Raw genomic sequence first — 16,691 nt, forward strand, 5'->3', positions numbered from 1 at the left:
GTTCGCCGATTGCGCCGGGGTCCCGCGCACGGCCGGGCTGACAGCCGGGCACGACCGTGCCCGAATCCCGCACCGGCATCGCGGCCCGCCGGTCCACCGGCGGACCGGCCTCCGGCCGGCGAAAGCCCGCCCCGCCTCCTTCCCCGCACCGCGCACGGCCTCCGTTTTCACATTTGAAAGATTGTCCGGCGTTTGCGATAGAATGCCCCCCCTGCGCGCCGTGGCCCTGCCCACGGACGGGCTCCGGCACCCGAAACGGGCGTGCGCCGCACCCGCGGAACGCTGTCCCGGATTCGAAGCCGGCGATTTGCCAGCCGTTGGAAACACATGTTCTGTAATTTGGATTGCTAATGAAGAAGAAGCACAACATCACCCGCTACATCGTCATCGCGATGGCGCTGGGTATCGCCGTGGGCTACGCCTGTCATAGCGCGTTTCCCGACCCGAAAATGGCCAAGGAAGTCGCCGGCTACGTGTCGCTGCTGTCCGACGTGTTCCTGCGGCTGATCAAGATGATCATCGCGCCGCTGGTGTTCGCGACGCTGACCGTCGGCATCGCGCAGATGGGCGACAGCGGATCGGTCGGCCGCGTGGGCGTGAAAGCATTCGGCTGGTTCTTCATCGCGTCGTTCACGTCGCTGGTGCTCGGCCTGATCACCGCGACGATCCTGAAGCCGGGCAGCCACCTGAGCCTGCCGTTGCCGGCCTCCGACGCAGCGCTGAACCTGAAGACGGGGGCGTTCACCCTGAAGGATTTCGTCGTCCACCTGGTGCCGAAGTCGATCGCCGAGGCGATGGCGAACAACGAGATCCTGCAGATCGTCGTGTTCTCGATCTTCTTCGGTACCGCGCTGTCTGCGCTCGGCGATGCCGGCAAGCGCCTGACCGGCGTGATCGACGATCTCGCGCAGGTCATGCTGAAGGTGACGGGCGCGGTGATGGGGTTCGCGCCGGTCGCCGTGTTCGCCGCGCTGGCGTCGACGGTCACGACGGAAGGGCTCGGCATCCTGCTCACGTTCGCGAAGTTCATGGCGAGCTTCTATCTGGCGCTGGCGCTGCTATGGGGCGTGCTGACGCTCGCCGGCGTGGCGTTCCTCGGCAAGCGCGCGTTCACGCTGATCCGCCTGATTCGCGAGCCGTTCCTGCTGTCGTTCGCGACGGCGAGTTCCGAAGCCGCGTATCCGAAGCTGCTCGACGCGCTCGACCGCTTCGGCGTGAATCGCAAGATCTCGAGCTTCGTGCTGCCGATCGGGTACTCGTTCAACCTCGACGGCTCGATGATGTACTGCACGTTCGCGGTGCTGTTCATCTCGCAGGTGTACGGGATCGACCTGCCGCTCGGCACGCAGATCACCATGCTGCTGATGCTGATGGTCACGTCGAAGGGGATGGCGGGCGTGCCGCGCGCGTCGCTCGTCGTGATCGCGGCGACGCTCAACCAGTTCCACCTGCCGGAAGCCGGGCTGCTGCTGATCATGGGTGTCGACATGTTCCTCGACATGGGACGCTCGGCCACCAACGCCGTCGGCAACTCGATCGCGGCTGCCGTGGTCGCGAAGTGGGAGGGCCAGCTCGGTGAACCGCGCGACGATGCCGATGCGGGCGGCAACGACGGGATCAAGCAGGCAGAGGCGCGGGAGACGGCGACGTCCGCGTGATTTCCCGGTTGTAAATGATGTGCGCCGGCCTGGATTCGATACGGATTCAGGCCGGCGCGATACCCTCCCGCGGTCATTCCTTTATCCGCATCCGGCGATTTTCCCGATCCGCCGACTCATCCCTCCGCTATTTCAAACCGTCGCATTCGAACCAGCGGCGCTATTTCCCGCAGGCGCAAGCCTGATCCCCCCGATATCGATCCACGCGCGTAAGTGAACATTCACTGTTGCATCGTCGCGCGCCCCGCCTGGCAAGCGGTCCGCAATTTTTTTCGATTTATATGAAGTTATGCTCGGCTTCGCCGATTTATCGAATGTACGCCCGATGTAATTCCGACTGCGCCGGATGATTCAGGGGAAGAATTTACGCATGACCGATTTCACACCATCCGGCCGCCCCCTCATGTGAATGACCGAACCATTCAGGAGAGCATCAGCCATGGTCGCCAGAAAACCGCTTCAGGCCGTGCTGCTGGCCGCCTCGATCGCCGCGCTTGCGCCGGCCGGATACGCGGGTAACACCACCGACTGGCTGGCGAATACCTATGGCACGCTCGCGGCACACGTCGGCAATGTCGCGCGCTCGATGTGGGTCGCGCCCGAAGGCGTGATCTACACCGCGTCGATGTGGGACGAGGACGAAGGCGGCGTCGCGATCTACCAGAACGGCAAGAGCGCCGGCTCGTTCGGCACGCATTCCGAATTCCAGGGCAGCGCGATCACGGGCAACGCGACGTCGCTGTTCGTTGCGCTGCAGCCCGGCAAGGGGTACGGCAGCGGGGCGGTCGGGCGCTACAACCGCGCGACCCGGTTCCGCGACAAGCTGATCCAGGTCAGCGCGGCGAGCAACCAGCCGCGCATCGACGTCGTCACCGGGCTCGCCACGGCCGGCTCGCTGCTCTACGCGAGCGATTTCTACGGCAATCGCGTGCGGGTGTTCACGACCGACGGCGTCTGGCAGCGGGACCTCAACGTGGCCGCGCCGGGCGCGCTCGCGGTTGACGCGGCGGGCAACGTCTGGGTCGCGCAGAAGAGCGCGGGTTCGATCGTCGAATTCAGCCCGGCTGGCGCACTGCTGAACACGATCCGGCTGGCCGCCGGGTCGCAGCCGTCGGCGCTCTATTTCGATGCGGCGGCGGGGCAACTGCTGGTCGGCGACGAAGGCCCCGACCTGAACATCAAGCGCTATACGGTCGCGGGCCGGCCCGCACTGGCGGGCACCTTCGGCGTGTGCGGCGGCTATCTCGACACGACGACGGGCATCAAGGGACAGGTCGGCGCGCAGCGCTTCACCCGGATCGCCGGCATCGGCAAGGACACCGCCGGCAACCTGTACGTGCTCAACAACCCGTGGGGCGGCAGCTGGGATCTCGGCCGCAACGGCGCGACCGACATCCACGCGTACAGCAGCGCGGGCAGCCTGCGGTGGACGCTGCAGTCGCTCAACTTCGAAGGCATTGCCGCACCGGATCCGGTCACGGACGGCGCGCTGTTCTACAGCGGCACGCACGTGTACAGCGGCACGGCGGGCGGCACCTTCGTCGCGAACACCGTCGATCCGTTCACGTATCCGTCGGACCCGCGCATCGACATGAGCGATACCCAGCGCGACGAGCACTTCGGGCTGCTGACGTCGGTCGGCGCGAACCGGATTCTCGTCGCGGCAGGCCAGAACCCACCGATCTACTACTTCTTCCATTTCAACGCGGCGAACGGCTATGTCGCGATTCCGGACGGCTCGATCCCGGGGCCCGCGTTCAACACGACCCGGCGCGTGTCGGCCGGTTTCAGCGTCGACAGCAAGGGCGGCGTATGGGCCGGGCTCGACAAGACCGGCGCCATCTACCACTACCCGCTGACCGGCTTCGATGCGAGCGGCAAGCCGTCGTGGGGGCCGGGCGTGCCGACGCCGGTGCCGGCCAGCATCCAGCCGCTGACGCGCATCATCTATCTCGCCGACAGCGACACGATGGTGCTCGCGCAGGGTGTGGTCGGGAGCACCGACTGGACCTCGATCGGCACGCGCATCGAGGTCTATCACGGCTGGCGCGCGGGCAACACGACGAAGCCGAATCCGGTGATCACGCTGCCGCACAGCGGCGCGAAGTCGATCGACGCGGCCGGCAATCATCTGTTCGTCGGCTACTGGTTCAGCAGCAGCGGGCCGCTGTGGCCGAACCTCGATGCATTCAACCTCGACACCGGCAACCTCGACACGACGCTCGTCAATGCGAGCCCCGCGACCGTGGATACCAGCAGCGCGATCGATGCGATGTACAGCGTCCGCGCCTATCGCCGCGCGAACGGTGAATACGTTGTGACGAAGAACAACGTGAAGGGGAACAGCATCACCGTTTATCGCTGGACGCCTTGAGGGCGAGGCCTCGAATGCCGCGATGACACCACGATGGCTGTCATCGAAACGCCTTCGCTGTAACGATGTGTAATAATCTGGCCCCGCAATGGAGCCGGTCATCCGCTTGACATTGGGCGGCGCTGTAATGCCGGCACGTCGGCGATCGTCGGCGCAACCCATTCGATCGATTGGCACGGCCCTCGCCACCGCGCGACACGGGCAGACAAGGCCAGGATCATGCCGGACACGTCAGACAGTAGTCGCCCCACTATTGCAGAGGATTCCTATGAAAAATAGCCAGGTCAAGCGTGCACTCCGAATCGGAGCCGTCATGTCGGCCGTGCTGCTTGCAGCGAACGTGCACGCGGATAGCGTCAACGCCGTCGATGCCGTCCGCGTGCCGAGCGGTCAGTTCGTCACGCCGCTGGCCGTGCGCGGCGCGGTCCAGCAATTCCTGAATCCCGGGCTGCCGGCCTATCCGCATTTCGTCGCGGGGGAGGCCGTGCGCTCGCAATTGAGCCCGGACGGCAAGACGCTGGCGATCATCACCGCCGGCCAGAACTCGCTGTACAAGCCGGACGGTTCCGTCGACACCGCGAACTCGACGCAATTCATCTTCCTGTACGACGTTGCGGGCGCGAACAAAACCCGTCCGGCGCTCAAGCAGGTGCTCCAGCAGACCAACGCGTTCGTCGGCCTGGCGTTCTCGCATGACGGCGCCAAGCTCTATGCGACCGGCGGCAGCGACGATGCGGTCTACGTGTATGCGCAGCAGGCCGGCACGTGGGCGCTGTCGACCACGATCGCGCTCGGCCACGGCGGCAAGGGCGTCGGCATCCGCGTGCAGCCGAACGCGGCCGGGCTCGCGCTGTCGGCCGACGGCAAGACGCTCGTCGTCGCGAACAACTACAACGATTCGATCAGCGTGATCGATACCGCGACCAACAACGTGCGCTACGAGCACGACCTGCGTCCGTTCTTCTCCGGCAACGAAGGCCGCAGCGGCGACGCCGGCGGCACGTTCCCGTTCGCGGTCGTCATGAAGGGCAACGGCATCGCGTACGTGTCGTCGGATCGCGATCGCGAAATCGTCGCGATCGACGTGTCGTCGCCGTCTCGCGGCCGCCTGGTCAAGCGCATCAAGCTGGACGGCAACGCGCTCGGCATGACGCTCGACGCGTCGCAAGCGAGGCTGTTCGTCGCGCAGGACAACGCGGACCAGGTCGCGGTGATCGACACCAACACCAACGCGGTCGTGACCCGGATCGACGCGCGCGCGCCGGCCGGCGTGCTGGCGCATGGCCAGGCGCACACGGGCGCGGCGACGTACGCGGTCACACTGTCGCGCGACGGCCGAACGCTGTATGCGACCAACGCCGGCGCGAACGAAATCGCCGTCATCCCGCTCGTCGGCGAGCGCGCGTATCGCGTCAGCGGATTGATTCCGACCGCCTTCGAGCCGCACGACGTGACGTTCAGCGCCGACGGCACGTGGATGTACGTGGTCAACGGCAAGAGCACGACCGGCCCGAACCCGGACCACCTGTTCGGCGCGACCCCGGCGCAGGCCGCCGCGTCGCGCGCGTCGAACGAATACCAGTTCCAGCTCGAGCGCGCGTCGCTCGTGAGTGCGCCGGTGCCGGCGGCCAACGAGTTGCCGCCGCTGACGCAGCAGGCCGCGCGCAACAACTTCTATCGCCCTGAAAACAACGACCGGGATAACGAGGTGATGGGCTTCCTGCGCCGTCACATCAAGCACGTGATCTACGTCGTCAAGGAAAACCGCACGTTCGACCAGGTGCTCGGCGACATCGGCAACGGCGCCAACGGCGATCCGCGGCTGGCCCAGTTCGGCCGGAACATCACGCCGAACTTCCATCGCCTGGCGAGCCAGTTCGTGACGCTCGACAACTTCATGAATCCGGGCGACGGCAGCATGGACGGCTGGTCGTGGGCGCTGCAGGGGCGCGTCACCAACACGGAGACGATTACCCAGCAGATCAACTATGCGGCGGTCAATCGCGGCCTGTCGTACGAGAGCGAGGGCACCAACCGCAGCGTGCCGGTCAACTGGGAATCGGTGCAGCAGCGCGACGCGGCGGCCGGCCCGGCCGGTACCACGAACTACAGCAACGCGGCCGCGGGCCTGCCGGGCGGCGCGGCGAACCTGCTGCCCGGCACCGGCAACCATGCGTCGTCCGATGCGCCGTTCGGCCGCCAGCGCGGCTATATCTTCGACGCGGTGCTGGCCGGCGGCGGCACGGTCCGCAATTACGGGTTCCTCGTGAACAACATCGGCAGCATCGGCACGGCCGCGAACCCGATCGTCGATCCGCGCGCGGCGGGCGTCGTGCAGGTCGCCGCGCTCGACCCGCGGCTGGCGTCGATGACCGACGTGTACTTCCGTGGTTTCGACCAGACCTATCCGGACCAGTGGCGCCTCAACGAGTGGAAACGCGAGTTCGACCAGTATGTCGCGAGCGGCAACCTGCCGACGCTGTCGCTGGTGCGCTTGTCCCACGACCACATGGGGGCGTTCGGCACGGCGTTCGCCGGCGTGAATACGCCGGAAACGCAGCAGGCGGACAACGACCTGGCGGTCGGCCGGCTCGTCGAGGCCGTCGCGAAGAGCCCGTATGCGAACGACACGTTGATCGTCGTGACCGAGGACGATGTGCAGGACGGCCCCGATCACGTGGATTCACACCGCGGGCCCGCGTATATCGTCGGGCCATACGTGAAGCAGGGCGCGGTGATCCGGACGCGTTACAGCCAGGTCAACGCGCTGCGCACCATCGAGGACGTGCTCGGCACGCAGCACATGAACCTGAATACCGCCTACCAGCGGCCGATGACCGACGTGTTCGACGTGCATGGTCCGGCGTCGTGGAGCTACACGGCCGTCGCGTCGACGGCGCTGAAGGGCACCGGGCTGCAACTGGCCGAAGGGGTGGCCGGGAACCTGCTGCAATACGCGGCCGGGCCGGATGTCAAGCCGAAGCATGACGCGGCGTATTGGGCGAAGGTGACGGCGAAGTTCGACTTCGACGATGCCGACGAGGTGCCGGCGGATCAGTTCAACCGCGTGTTGTGGAAAGGCATGATGGGGTCGCAGCCGTACCCGAAGCTCAGGGGCGTCACGCAGAAGGTCGCGAGCCGCGACGACGACTGATCGTCCGGCTGGACGGTCTGCAAGCGGGCCCTCCCGGCGGGAGGGCCCATGTTTTTTGCAGGGCGCGCGGCAACGGCGGGCATCGCCGACGGGGCGGCGGGGCCGCGCAACGTCACGCGCGCCATATCAGCGTCGCACTGCGCTCCGTTTCCGCCACGAGTTGGAACCCGAGCCGCTCGTAGAGTCGCCGCGCCGGGTTGCCGCGCAGCACGCCGAGCGCCACGGGCACGTGTTCGCGCGCCGCTTCGGCCAGCAACTCGCGCAGCACGGCTGCGCCGATGCCCTGTCCTTGCCGGGACGGGAGGATCTGGATCTGGTGAACGTACCATTCAGCGGTAGCGCGCGTCACTTTCAGCAGGCCGATCGGCGTGGCGTCGGCGCCTTCGCAGACGATCATCGCGTCCTCGAAGTGCGCCGCGATGCGCTGGTGGTGCGCGTCATCGTCGGTCGGCGTGCCGACGCGTTGCAGATGCTCGGTCATCGTGAGTTGACGGAGTCTGAGCAGGAATGGCACGTCTTGCGGAGAGGCCGGGCGCAGGCTGATGGTGGGTGGCATGTCGGGGTTCGCTCGCGGCGGGATGCACGCATTGAATCGCATGATTCACGAACGCGACAAGTCAGTCAAAGTCCCGGCAACTGAATCTGGCGCGCGGCCGGACGATGCTCGAGGACATCCGTGACCTCGTATTCGGTCTTGGCGCCGTCGGCGGTCTGCCACTGCTGTACGCGAACGCTGCAGACGAGTACGTCGCCCTTGCTGAAGCTGATCTGATTGTTGTCGACCCGTTTCAGGAAATTCGCATCGGTGATTGCGGCGTGAATCGTGGCGGCACCGTCGTAGAGACGCCATTTGTTGTCGTCCTTGAACGCGAGCGACACGATCGAGAACGCCATCTTGCGATGCTCGTCGAGGATCAGTACATCGACTTGCGGGGGGACGCGGAACCAGTCGATCTCGTCCCGGGTGACCGTCTCGAACACGTCCGTGTCGGTGCCGGCCGAGAAAATCGTCACGCCGTCGCGCGACAGCGGCGCAAGCGCGCGGGTGGTCGCCTCCCTGACGCTCACATCCCTGAGCAGGGTGAGGACGAACAGCTCGATCTCGAGCGTCTCGCCGTCGACGTGCAGTACGGCGGCGCGCTCTTTCATCTGAACCCGCTGGATCGGGCGGCCGCGCAACCATTTAAGTACCGCGAACAGGCCCTTTCCGACCTTCGGGCCGGCAATCCCGAGCGCGGTCAGAATCGTGACTGCATTGGCGAGTGCTGCGCCCTCGCTGCCGCTCAACATGTCGCGCATCCGGCCAAGGAGGGAGGTCGCGAGCGTGAAGTCGATTCCGAAGCTGCCGGTCTTGAAGCTGCCTCGAACGTTGACCTGCGGCCGTACCTGATCCCCGCAGAGTGCCTTGGTCGAGGCCTCGAGCAGATCGCCGACGGCGAGAAGGGCGGGGGCGAGTTCGCGCACGTCCATTTCGGATGATTCGAGCGCGGGCCCGTCGTAGGTGATGCGAAAGTGGCTCATGTCGCCAAGTGTACCGGCATCGCCAGGGCCGGCCCGGTTTCCGTTGCGGTGAGTGATCATGCCGGTGTGCAGACTGAAAGGACGTCGACGCGCGAAGCGCAATGCTTTCGTATACCTTTCGAATCATCCTGCGGTCAACCGGATACGTACGATTCTGGCCTTCCGGCCGATGAGTCAAGCGCGTTCACGCCATCCGGTACACGCGCATCGCGTTGTCATGCCAGATCGCCTGGCGCGCCACCTCGTCGAGATCCACCATCGCAAGGGCAAACGTGCGCAGCAACGCGGGATACGACACCCGCAACCCCGCCACCGGAAAATTGCTCGCGAACAGGCAGCGTTCCCACCCGAAGATCGCGATCGTGTCGCGGATGATTCGCGCGTTGTCCGCCTCGTTCCACACCGTATCGCGCAAGCCGAGTTCGGAGATCTTCACGGTCACGCGCGGCGATGCCGCGAGCGCTGCCATGCCGCTGCGCCAGCGCGCGAGCCCCGCTTCCGAGCGATCCCACGGCAGCCCGGCATGTTCGAGCACCACGTCGACACCGGGCGCATCGGCGAGCAGCGCCGCCGCGTCGCCGAGATGCCAGAACGGCACGCGCAGGTCCCAGCTCAGGCCATGCGCGGCCAGGCGTTCCAGCGCGGCCGCCCAGCGCGGATCGCGCAGCGTGCCCGGCCCGTCGACGGCTGCATCCGGCGCAGCAGCGGTGCGCGGCTTGAACCGCACGCCGCGCACGCGCGGCCAGGCGGCCTGTTCGGCGAGCCGCTCGTCCGCGTCGCCGGCGAGCAAGTCGACCCACGCGACGATCGCCGACGGCAGCCCGTGCATGGCCGCGACCGCATGCAGCCAGCGCGTCTCCGCGAGCGCTTCGTCGCGCGCCCGTTCGGCCTCGACGTGCACGCTCGCGACGATCGGTGCGCCTTGCGCGGCGTACCGGTAATCGGCCACACCGAAATCGCGACACAGCGCCGCGTAATCGCCGAACATGAAGCGCGCCGGGTCGTACTGCTCCTGTAGCCACGGATAGTGCGCGCCGGCATCGAGTTGCCACAGGTGGTGATGCGCGTCGACGAGCGCCGCCGGCATCGCGTCCGGCGACGGCGCACCGTCGCGCTGCTCAGCGCGTGCCTGCGAGCACATACGACGCATCCGGTTCGCGCAGCGTCGGCAACGCGCCGACGAACCGCCACGCATCGAGATCGAGCTCGCGCACGTAGTCGTCCTGGAACGATACGTACGCGACGCGCCGCGACGGATGGAACGACAGCGCGGTCGGATTCGCGGGCAGCGCGACGCGTTCGATCTCTTCGAGCTGCCGTGCATCGAACACCGAGATCGACCGCTCGCCTGAATTGGTCAGCAGCAGCAGGTCGCGGCCGTCCGGCGCGCTGGTGCGGTAGATCCGGTTCGGATCGCTGCGCGTCTTCACGCGGCGGCCGCAGGTCATCGTGTCGGTGTCGATCTCGACGAGCGTGTCGTCGCCGCGATTCGCGACGAACAGCGTGCGCTCGTCGCTCGACAGCGCATTGCCTTCGGGGCGCGGGCCGGGCATCACCGCGCGCGGCGCGACGGTCGCGTCGCGCGGATGGAACTGCGTGACGGTGTTCGACAGCAGGTGCACGCCGTATGCGCGGCTCGCATCGCGCGTGAGCGTCACGAGGTGCGTCTTCACGCCGCCGGACGGCACGGCCATGTTCGGCACGGCCTGGCGGGTCGGCTGGTCGAACACGAGCAGCATGTCGTGCGCCTCGCTCATTGCGTACAGCCGGCCGTCGCGGTCGGTCGCCATCCCGTGCGGCCGGTAGTACGGCCACAGGTCGAGCATGCGCGTGTGGGTGCGCTCGACGAGGTCGATCTCGGCGATCCGGTGATCGCCTTCATGGCCGCGCGACCAGGCGGTCTCGATCCCGAAGATGCCGACGTACGCAAAGCGGTTGTTCACGTCGACGGTGAACTCGTGCGGGAAGTTCGGCAGCACGACGTGCTTGAGCGCGGCTTTCGTTTCGAGATCGTAGAAGCTGAAGGTATGGGCGCATTTCTGCACCAGCAACAGGATGTCGTTCATGGTGTGTCTCCGTTGTTTCGTTCGCGTGCCCGCGTGTGGTGTCCTTCAGTCTTCGCAGCGCTGGGGCAGCGTCAGCGCGAGCAGGCCGGCCACCGCGAGCGTGACGGCGAGGCTGTACACGCCGGCCGCCGCGCTCACGTGCTGGGTCAGCACGCCGACCGCATACGGGCCGCAGAAGCCGCCGAGGTTGCCGAGCGCGTTGATCAGGCCGCGCGCGCTGCCGGCCGTCTCGACGCTGCACAGCTTCGGCGGAATCGCCCAGAACACGCCGGCCGCCGCCTGCAGGAAGAAGCCGCAGCCGATCAGGAATACGAACGACACGACCATCGACGCATGCGTGAGCACCGACAGCGCAAGGCACGCGGCGAACCCGACCAGCGGCAGCAGCACGAACAGGCGCCGTTTGCCGGTTCGGTCAGACAAATACGACGTGGCGAACATCCCGATCATCATCGCGACGTACGGCAGCATCGCGAGCAGTCCGACTTTCCCCATCCCGCCGTGCGTGAGGTTCTTCAACAGTGTCGGCAACCACATCGTATAGCCGTAGATGCCGACCTGATAGCAGAAGTTGATCGCGATCAGCAGCCATATCGTCGGGTTGCGCAGCATCGCGCCGAACGACGCGGCGGCCGGCGTGCCGGCGGCGCGCTTGCGCTCCTGCTCTTCGCGCAGCGCGTCGAGGATGTACGCCTTTTCGCGCGGCGAGACCCAGCGCGCGGTTTCCGGACCGTCGTCGGCGAACATCATCCACGCGAACAGGCAAAGCAGGGACAGCGCGCCGGCGCTGAAGAACAGGTGACGCCAGTCGTACGCGGCGAGGATGAAGCCGGACAGCGGCGCGGTGATCATGCCGGCGAGCGGCACGAACATGATGACCATCGCGTTCGCGCGGCCGCGTTCGCGGTCGGGAAACCAGTGGCTGACCATCGTCAGCACGACCGGCAGCATCCCGCCCTCGGCTACGCCGAGCATGAAGCGCAGCGTCAAGAGTTGCCACGTATGGGTGACGAGCCCGGTCAGCACCGACAGCACGGCCCAGCTCACGAGCGACCACGCGATGAAGGTCTTGCCGCTGCCGAGCGCCGCGCGCCGGCCGCCCGGAATCTGCAGGAACAGGTAGCCGAAGAAGAAGATGCCGCCGGCGAGGCCGGCCATCGTCGCGTCCATCCCGAGATCGGCGTTCATCCCGCCAGGCATCGCGAAGGCGATGTTCACGCGATCCATGTACGAAATGATGCAGGCGAGCAGCAGCGGCGGAATCACGCGCAGCCAGCGGCGGCGCGGAATGGCTTCGCCGGCTTCATAGGCCGGATTGGCCGGGTTCAACAGGTTCATGGTGTCTCCAGTCCATGTGAAGGGCGGCGGCGGCCTTCTGTCGGACCGCCGTCACGCCGATGCGCAACGCACGTGCGTTGCGGGGGCAAACCGGTGTCTGGCTAGCGTCCCCAGCGCAGCACGAGCGGATCGAGCCGCCGCGCCGCGTCGAGCAGGCCTGCGCGCACGGGCGGGTGCAGTTCGGGCCATGGCGCGCGCGGCCGGTCGCACGCGATCACGCCGCCTTCCTTCATCAGCGCCTTTGCGGTCAGGAAACCCGACTGGCGGTTTTCATAGTTGATCAGCGGCAGCCAGCGCGCGTATTGCTCGCAGGCTTCGTCGCGGCGTCCGGCGAAATACGCGTCGGTGATGCGGCGAATCCCGTCCGGATAACCACCGCCCGTCATCGCGCCGGTCGCGCCGGCGTCGAGATCGGCGAGCAGCGTGATGCCTTCCTCGCCGTCCCACGGCCCTGCGATTGCATCGCCGCCGAGCGCAATCAGCTCGCGCAGCTTCGACGCGGCGCCGGGCGTCTCGATCTTGAAATACGACACGGCGTCGATCTCGCGCGCGAGCGTCGCGAGCAGCGCGGCGGACAACGTGACGCCGCTTGCGGGCGCGTCCTGGATCATCAGCGGAATCTCGAGGCCGTCGGCGACTTCGCGGAAGAATGCGCGGATCGACGCTTCGGGCACGCGGAACGTCGCACCGTGGTACGGCGGCATCACCATCACCATCGCGGCGCCGAGCGCCTGCGCGCGGCGGTTGCGTTCGGCGCAGATCCGCGCGCTGAAATGCGACGTCGTGACGATCACCGGCACGCGGCCGGCGACGTGCTCGAGCGTGGTGCGCGTGATCAGGTCGCGTTCGTCGTCGCCGAGCGCGAACTGCTCCGAGTAGTTCGCGTGGATGCAGATGCCGTGCGAACCGGCATCGATCATGAAGTCGAGGCAGCGGCGCTGGCCGTCGAGGTCGAGCGCGCCGTGCGCGTCGAAGATCGTCGGCGCGACCGGAAAGACGCCCTGGTAGCGTGCGTTCATGGCGCCCTCACTCGACGATGTCGAACTGGTCGAGGAATTCGGTCTTCAGCGTGAGGCCGAGGCCCGGCACGTCGTCGCGCAGTTGCAGGAAGCCGTTCTCGGCCACCGGTTCGCCGTCGAAGATGTAATAGAACAGCTCGTTGCCGACTTCCACGTCGAACATCGGGAAGTACTCGCTCATCGGCGATGCGAGCGTGCTCATCGTCAGGTGATAGTTGTGCATCTGGCCCGCATGCGGAATCACCGGCACGCTGTAAGCCTCGCACAGCGCGTTGATCTTGTGCGCCATCGTGATCCCGCCGACGCGGTTCGTGTCGTACTGGACGACCGACACGGCCTTGCGGTCCAGCAGTTGCTTGAAGCCGTACAGCGAGAACTCGTGCTCGCCGCCGGAGATCGGGATGTTCGTGAGCTGATTCAGTTCCGCGTAGCCGTCGATGTCGTCGGCAATGACCGGTTCCTCGAGCCAGCGCGGCTGGTACTTCTCGAGCTTCGGCAGGATGCGCTTCGCATACTCGAGGTTCCAGCCCATGTAGCATTCGAGCATCAGGTCGTTGTCGTAGCCGATCACCTCGCGGATCGCCGCGACCGACTTCAGGTTCTCCATCACGCCCTGCTGACCGTGCGCGGGTCCGTAGCCGAAGCGCATCTTGAACGCGCGGAACCCTTCCTTCAGGTACTTTTGCGCTTCGTCCTGCATCGCCTTCAGGTCGGTGCGGTAGAGCTTCGAGTAGTAGCAGGGGATCTTTTCCTTGGTGCGGCCGCCGAGCAGCTTGAACACGGGCTTGCCGACGCTCTTGCCGAGGATGTCCCAGATCGCGATGTCGACCGCCGAGATCGCCGCCATGCCGATCCCCTTGCGGCCCCATGCGTGGGTCGCGCGGTACATCCGCTGGTTCAGGTATTCGTAGTCCCACGGGTCGTGGCCGATCACGAGCGGCGCGAGGTACTGGTCGATGATCACCTTCGCGACGTGCGGCGCGAGCGCGACGTTGCCGAGGCCGACGATGCCGTCGTCGGTCTCGACTTCGACGACCGTCCACGAGTGGAAGCGGAACGTGCTCATGGTTTCCTGCGGCGCGTACAGCAGGTCCATCGCGTTCGAGCAGAAGTTGCCCTGCGGCGGGACGGTCTTGCCTTTCCACTGGAATACGCGGGCGCGCACGGAACGGATCTTCATGAGGGTGTCTCCAGGATTGGGTGTTGTCGTGTGCAAAGGGCGTGTGAATGTCACGCCGAAACGGTGGGAGTGCGGCGCGCGGCGCCCATCCGGCAGGCGATCTGCAGCGCCTGCCAGGTCGCGCCGACGTCGGCGGTGCCGCGGCCCGCGATGTCGTACGCGGTGCCGTGCGCGGGCGTCGTGATCGGCACGGGCAGCCCGCCCTGCACGGTCACGCCGCGCGAGAAACCGAGCAGCTTGATCGCGATCTGCCCCTGGTCGTGGTACATCGTGACGATCGCCTGGTAGTCGCCGGCCTGCGCCTTCAGGAAGATCGTGTCGGCGGGGAACGGGCCGTGGAACGGCGCGTCGGTCGGCCAGTCGCGCGCCTGCAGCTGGCGCACCGCAGGTTCGATGATGTCGACTTCCTCGCGGCCACAGCTGCCGCCATCGCCGCCGTGCGGGTTGAATGCGGCGATCGCGACCTTCGGCGTCGCGACGCCGTTCGCGAGCAGCGACCGGTAGATCAGTTCGGAGGCCTGTTCGATTCGCTCGACGCTCAGTTGGGCCGCCGCATCCTTCAGCGGGATGTGCGACGAGATCCGCGCGGTCCACAGCTCGCCGAGCGTGTTGAATTCGCAGAAGTAGCCGGTCACGCCGAGCGCGGCGGCGAAGTGGTGCAGTTCGTCGTCGTGGCGCAGCCCGCCGAGCTTCATCGCGTACTTGTTCAGCGGCGCGAAGCAGATCGCGTCGATGTCGCCGGCGAGCGCGGCGTCGAGGCACTGGTCGAGCACGGTCAGCGTCGAGCGGCCGCCGGCCGCGCCGGGTTGGCCGACCGTGACCTGCGCGGGATCGATCGTGTCGACTTCGACGAACGCGGCACGCGCGGTCGACGGCCGGCCGCGCACTGCGGCGAGCGACGCGACGGGCTCGACGTCGATGGTGACGCCTGCGACGCGCTGGCCGGCTTCCCACAGCCAGCGATCGCCGATCAGCACGAGATTCGCACGGGCGGTCGCGTCGGGGCGGGCGAGCAGTTTCGCGATCAGTTCGGCGCCGATGCCGGCGGGGTCGCCGAGCGTCAGCGCGACGACGGGCAGGGGGGCGGCGGTCGTCATGCTGCGTCTCCGTGACGGGCCGCGCGGCGGGCGGCGGTCGGTTGCGTGTTCATGCGGTGTCTCCGGTGGCGGCGCGTGGCCGTTGGTGTATGGGGTTCATGCTAGGTAGACGGAATGAGTCGGTAAATTGAAAACTCTTGATGAATCGATAACCTGGAGTAATCAAAATGGGCTCGATCGATCGACGAGACTCGACTCCCCAATTACTGAACCGGCTGCGGATGCGGCAGATCGCGCTGCTGCTCGCGGTGGATGAATGCTCGACGCTGCGCGCGGCAGCCGAGCAGATGGGCCTCACGCAGCCGGCCGCGACGAAGATGCTGGCCGAACTGGAGAGCGCGCTCGGCCAACGGCTGTTCGATCGCGTCGGGCGCGGGCTCGTGCTGAACCCGGCCGGCGAGCGCGTGCTCGGCTATTTCCGCGGGATCCGCGGCAGCGTCGAGGCGCTCAATCGCGAGCTCGGCGAGCTGCAGCTCGGCAGCGCCGGGCGGCTCGCGATCGGCAGCATCATGGCGGCGTCGCCGGGGCGGCTCACCGAGGCGCTGGTGCAGTTGAAAGCGCGCTATCCGCTGCTGGCGATCGACATCGCGGTCGATACCAGCGACCGCCTGATGCCGCAGCTGCGCGAAGGCGTGCTCGAAGTGGTGATCGGGCGCAATGTCGGCACGGATTGCGACTTCCGGGTGGTCGACGACGAGGCGCTCGCGATCATCGCGGGCCGCGACCATCCGCTCGCGGGCGCGGGGCCGGTCGAATTCGATGCGCTGCTCGACTACGCGTGGATCCTGCAGCCGGCCGGCAGCCCGGCGCGCGAAGTCGTCGAACGCGAATTCCGCGCGCGTCACCAGCCGATGCCGCGTGGGCTGGTCGAAACGGGCTCGATCCTGACGACGATGAACCTCGTCGACCGTTCGTCGATGCTCGGCGTGATTCCGCTGACGGTCGCTCAGCGCAACGCGGAGCACGGGCTCGTCGCGATCATCGATTACGCGCTCGATCAGAAGCTGCCGTCATACGGCAGCATCGTGCGGCGCGACCGGCCGTTGAGCATTCCCGCGCAGCAGTTTCTCGCGCTGTTTCACCGGGACGGGGCGGGAGGTGACGGCGATGCGTAATGGCGCGGTTTGCCAGCCGAGGCGGCCTAGCCAGCCGCGCCAACCGCGCTGGCCGAGCAGGCCGATCAAGCCGATCAAGCCGATCAAGCCGAACACGCCGAACACGCCGAACACGCCGAACACGCCGAACACGCCGAACACGCCGAACCAGCCAAGCAAGCCAAGCAAG

At 66.9% G+C, this 16,691-nt stretch carries 13 protein-coding genes; 4 read left to right on the top strand and 9 right to left on the bottom strand.

The annotated features are described in order from the left end of the window. Positions 1-350: 350 nt before the first annotated feature. From PI86_RS10045 to PI86_RS10055, 3 genes are all read left to right on the top strand, one after another. On the top strand, positions 351-1,658 hold the full coding sequence (locus PI86_RS10045) for a dicarboxylate/amino acid:cation symporter (RefSeq protein WP_014900628.1): 1,308 nt from the start codon (positions 351-353) through the stop codon (positions 1,656-1,658). 439 nt (positions 1,659-2,097) lie between these two features. Beyond that, entirely contained in the window at positions 2,098-4,032 is a 1,935-nt protein-coding gene (locus tag PI86_RS10050; RefSeq protein ID WP_039321550.1) for an SMP-30/gluconolactonase/LRE family protein, read from the top strand. 268 nt (positions 4,033-4,300) lie between these two features. Then, positions 4,301-7,186: a beta-propeller fold lactonase family protein gene (locus PI86_RS10055; protein ID WP_039321552.1), complete on the top strand. Its 2,886-nt coding sequence runs from the start codon at positions 4,301-4,303 to the stop codon at positions 7,184-7,186. Between the two features lie 112 nt (positions 7,187-7,298). Here the strand turns inward: PI86_RS10055 and PI86_RS10060 are convergent, their stop codons facing one another. The 8 genes from PI86_RS10060 to PI86_RS10095 form a co-directional block, all read right to left on the bottom strand. After that, complete coding sequence (locus tag PI86_RS10060; RefSeq protein ID WP_039321554.1) at positions 7,299-7,742, bottom strand: GNAT family N-acetyltransferase; 444 nt, start codon at positions 7,740-7,742, stop codon at positions 7,299-7,301. Positions 7,743-7,807: 65 nt separating this feature from the next. Beyond that, positions 7,808-8,767, bottom strand: coding sequence for a hypothetical protein (locus tag PI86_RS10065; protein ID WP_152608086.1), 960 nt, complete (start codon positions 8,765-8,767; stop codon positions 7,808-7,810). A gap of 124 nt (positions 8,768-8,891) precedes the next feature. Next, complete coding sequence (locus PI86_RS10070) at positions 8,892-9,848, bottom strand: amidohydrolase family protein (protein WP_039321558.1); 957 nt, start codon at positions 9,846-9,848, stop codon at positions 8,892-8,894. Further along, positions 9,826-10,773, bottom strand: a complete 948-nt coding sequence (locus PI86_RS10075; protein WP_039321560.1) for a hypothetical protein — start codon at positions 10,771-10,773, stop codon at positions 9,826-9,828. Before PI86_RS10075 ends, PI86_RS10070 begins: the two co-directional genes overlap by 23 nt. A 45-nt stretch (positions 10,774-10,818) precedes the next feature. Further along, positions 10,819-12,111 (bottom strand): MFS transporter, encoded by a 1,293-nt coding sequence (locus PI86_RS10080; protein ID WP_039321562.1) that lies wholly within the window; start codon positions 12,109-12,111, stop codon positions 10,819-10,821. A 101-nt stretch (positions 12,112-12,212) separates the two neighbouring features. Beyond that, positions 12,213-13,130 carry a dihydrodipicolinate synthase family protein gene (locus PI86_RS10085; RefSeq protein ID WP_039321564.1) on the bottom strand — a complete coding sequence of 306 codons (918 nt, stop codon included), beginning with the start codon at positions 13,128-13,130 and terminating at the stop codon, positions 12,213-12,215. A gap of 7 nt (positions 13,131-13,137) precedes the next feature. After that, positions 13,138-14,310, bottom strand: coding sequence for an L-rhamnonate dehydratase (locus PI86_RS10090; RefSeq protein WP_039321566.1), 1,173 nt, complete (start codon positions 14,308-14,310; stop codon positions 13,138-13,140). Between the two features lie 50 nt (positions 14,311-14,360). Beyond that, on the bottom strand, positions 14,361-15,407 hold the full coding sequence (locus PI86_RS10095; RefSeq protein WP_039321568.1) for a 4-hydroxythreonine-4-phosphate dehydrogenase PdxA: 1,047 nt from the start codon (positions 15,405-15,407) through the stop codon (positions 14,361-14,363). Between the two features lie 167 nt (positions 15,408-15,574). Between PI86_RS10095 and PI86_RS10100 the strand changes: the two genes are divergently transcribed. Next, positions 15,575-16,522, top strand: coding sequence for a LysR family transcriptional regulator (locus PI86_RS10100; RefSeq protein WP_039321570.1), 948 nt, complete (start codon positions 15,575-15,577; stop codon positions 16,520-16,522). Here the strand turns inward: PI86_RS10100 and PI86_RS17730 are convergent. Next, on the bottom strand, positions 16,418-16,691 hold a 274-nt coding region (locus tag PI86_RS17730), incomplete at its 5' end, for a hypothetical protein (RefSeq protein WP_235362732.1). The genes PI86_RS10100 and PI86_RS17730 overlap by 105 nt on opposite strands.

Source organism: Burkholderia sp. A9 (assembly GCF_000801975.1).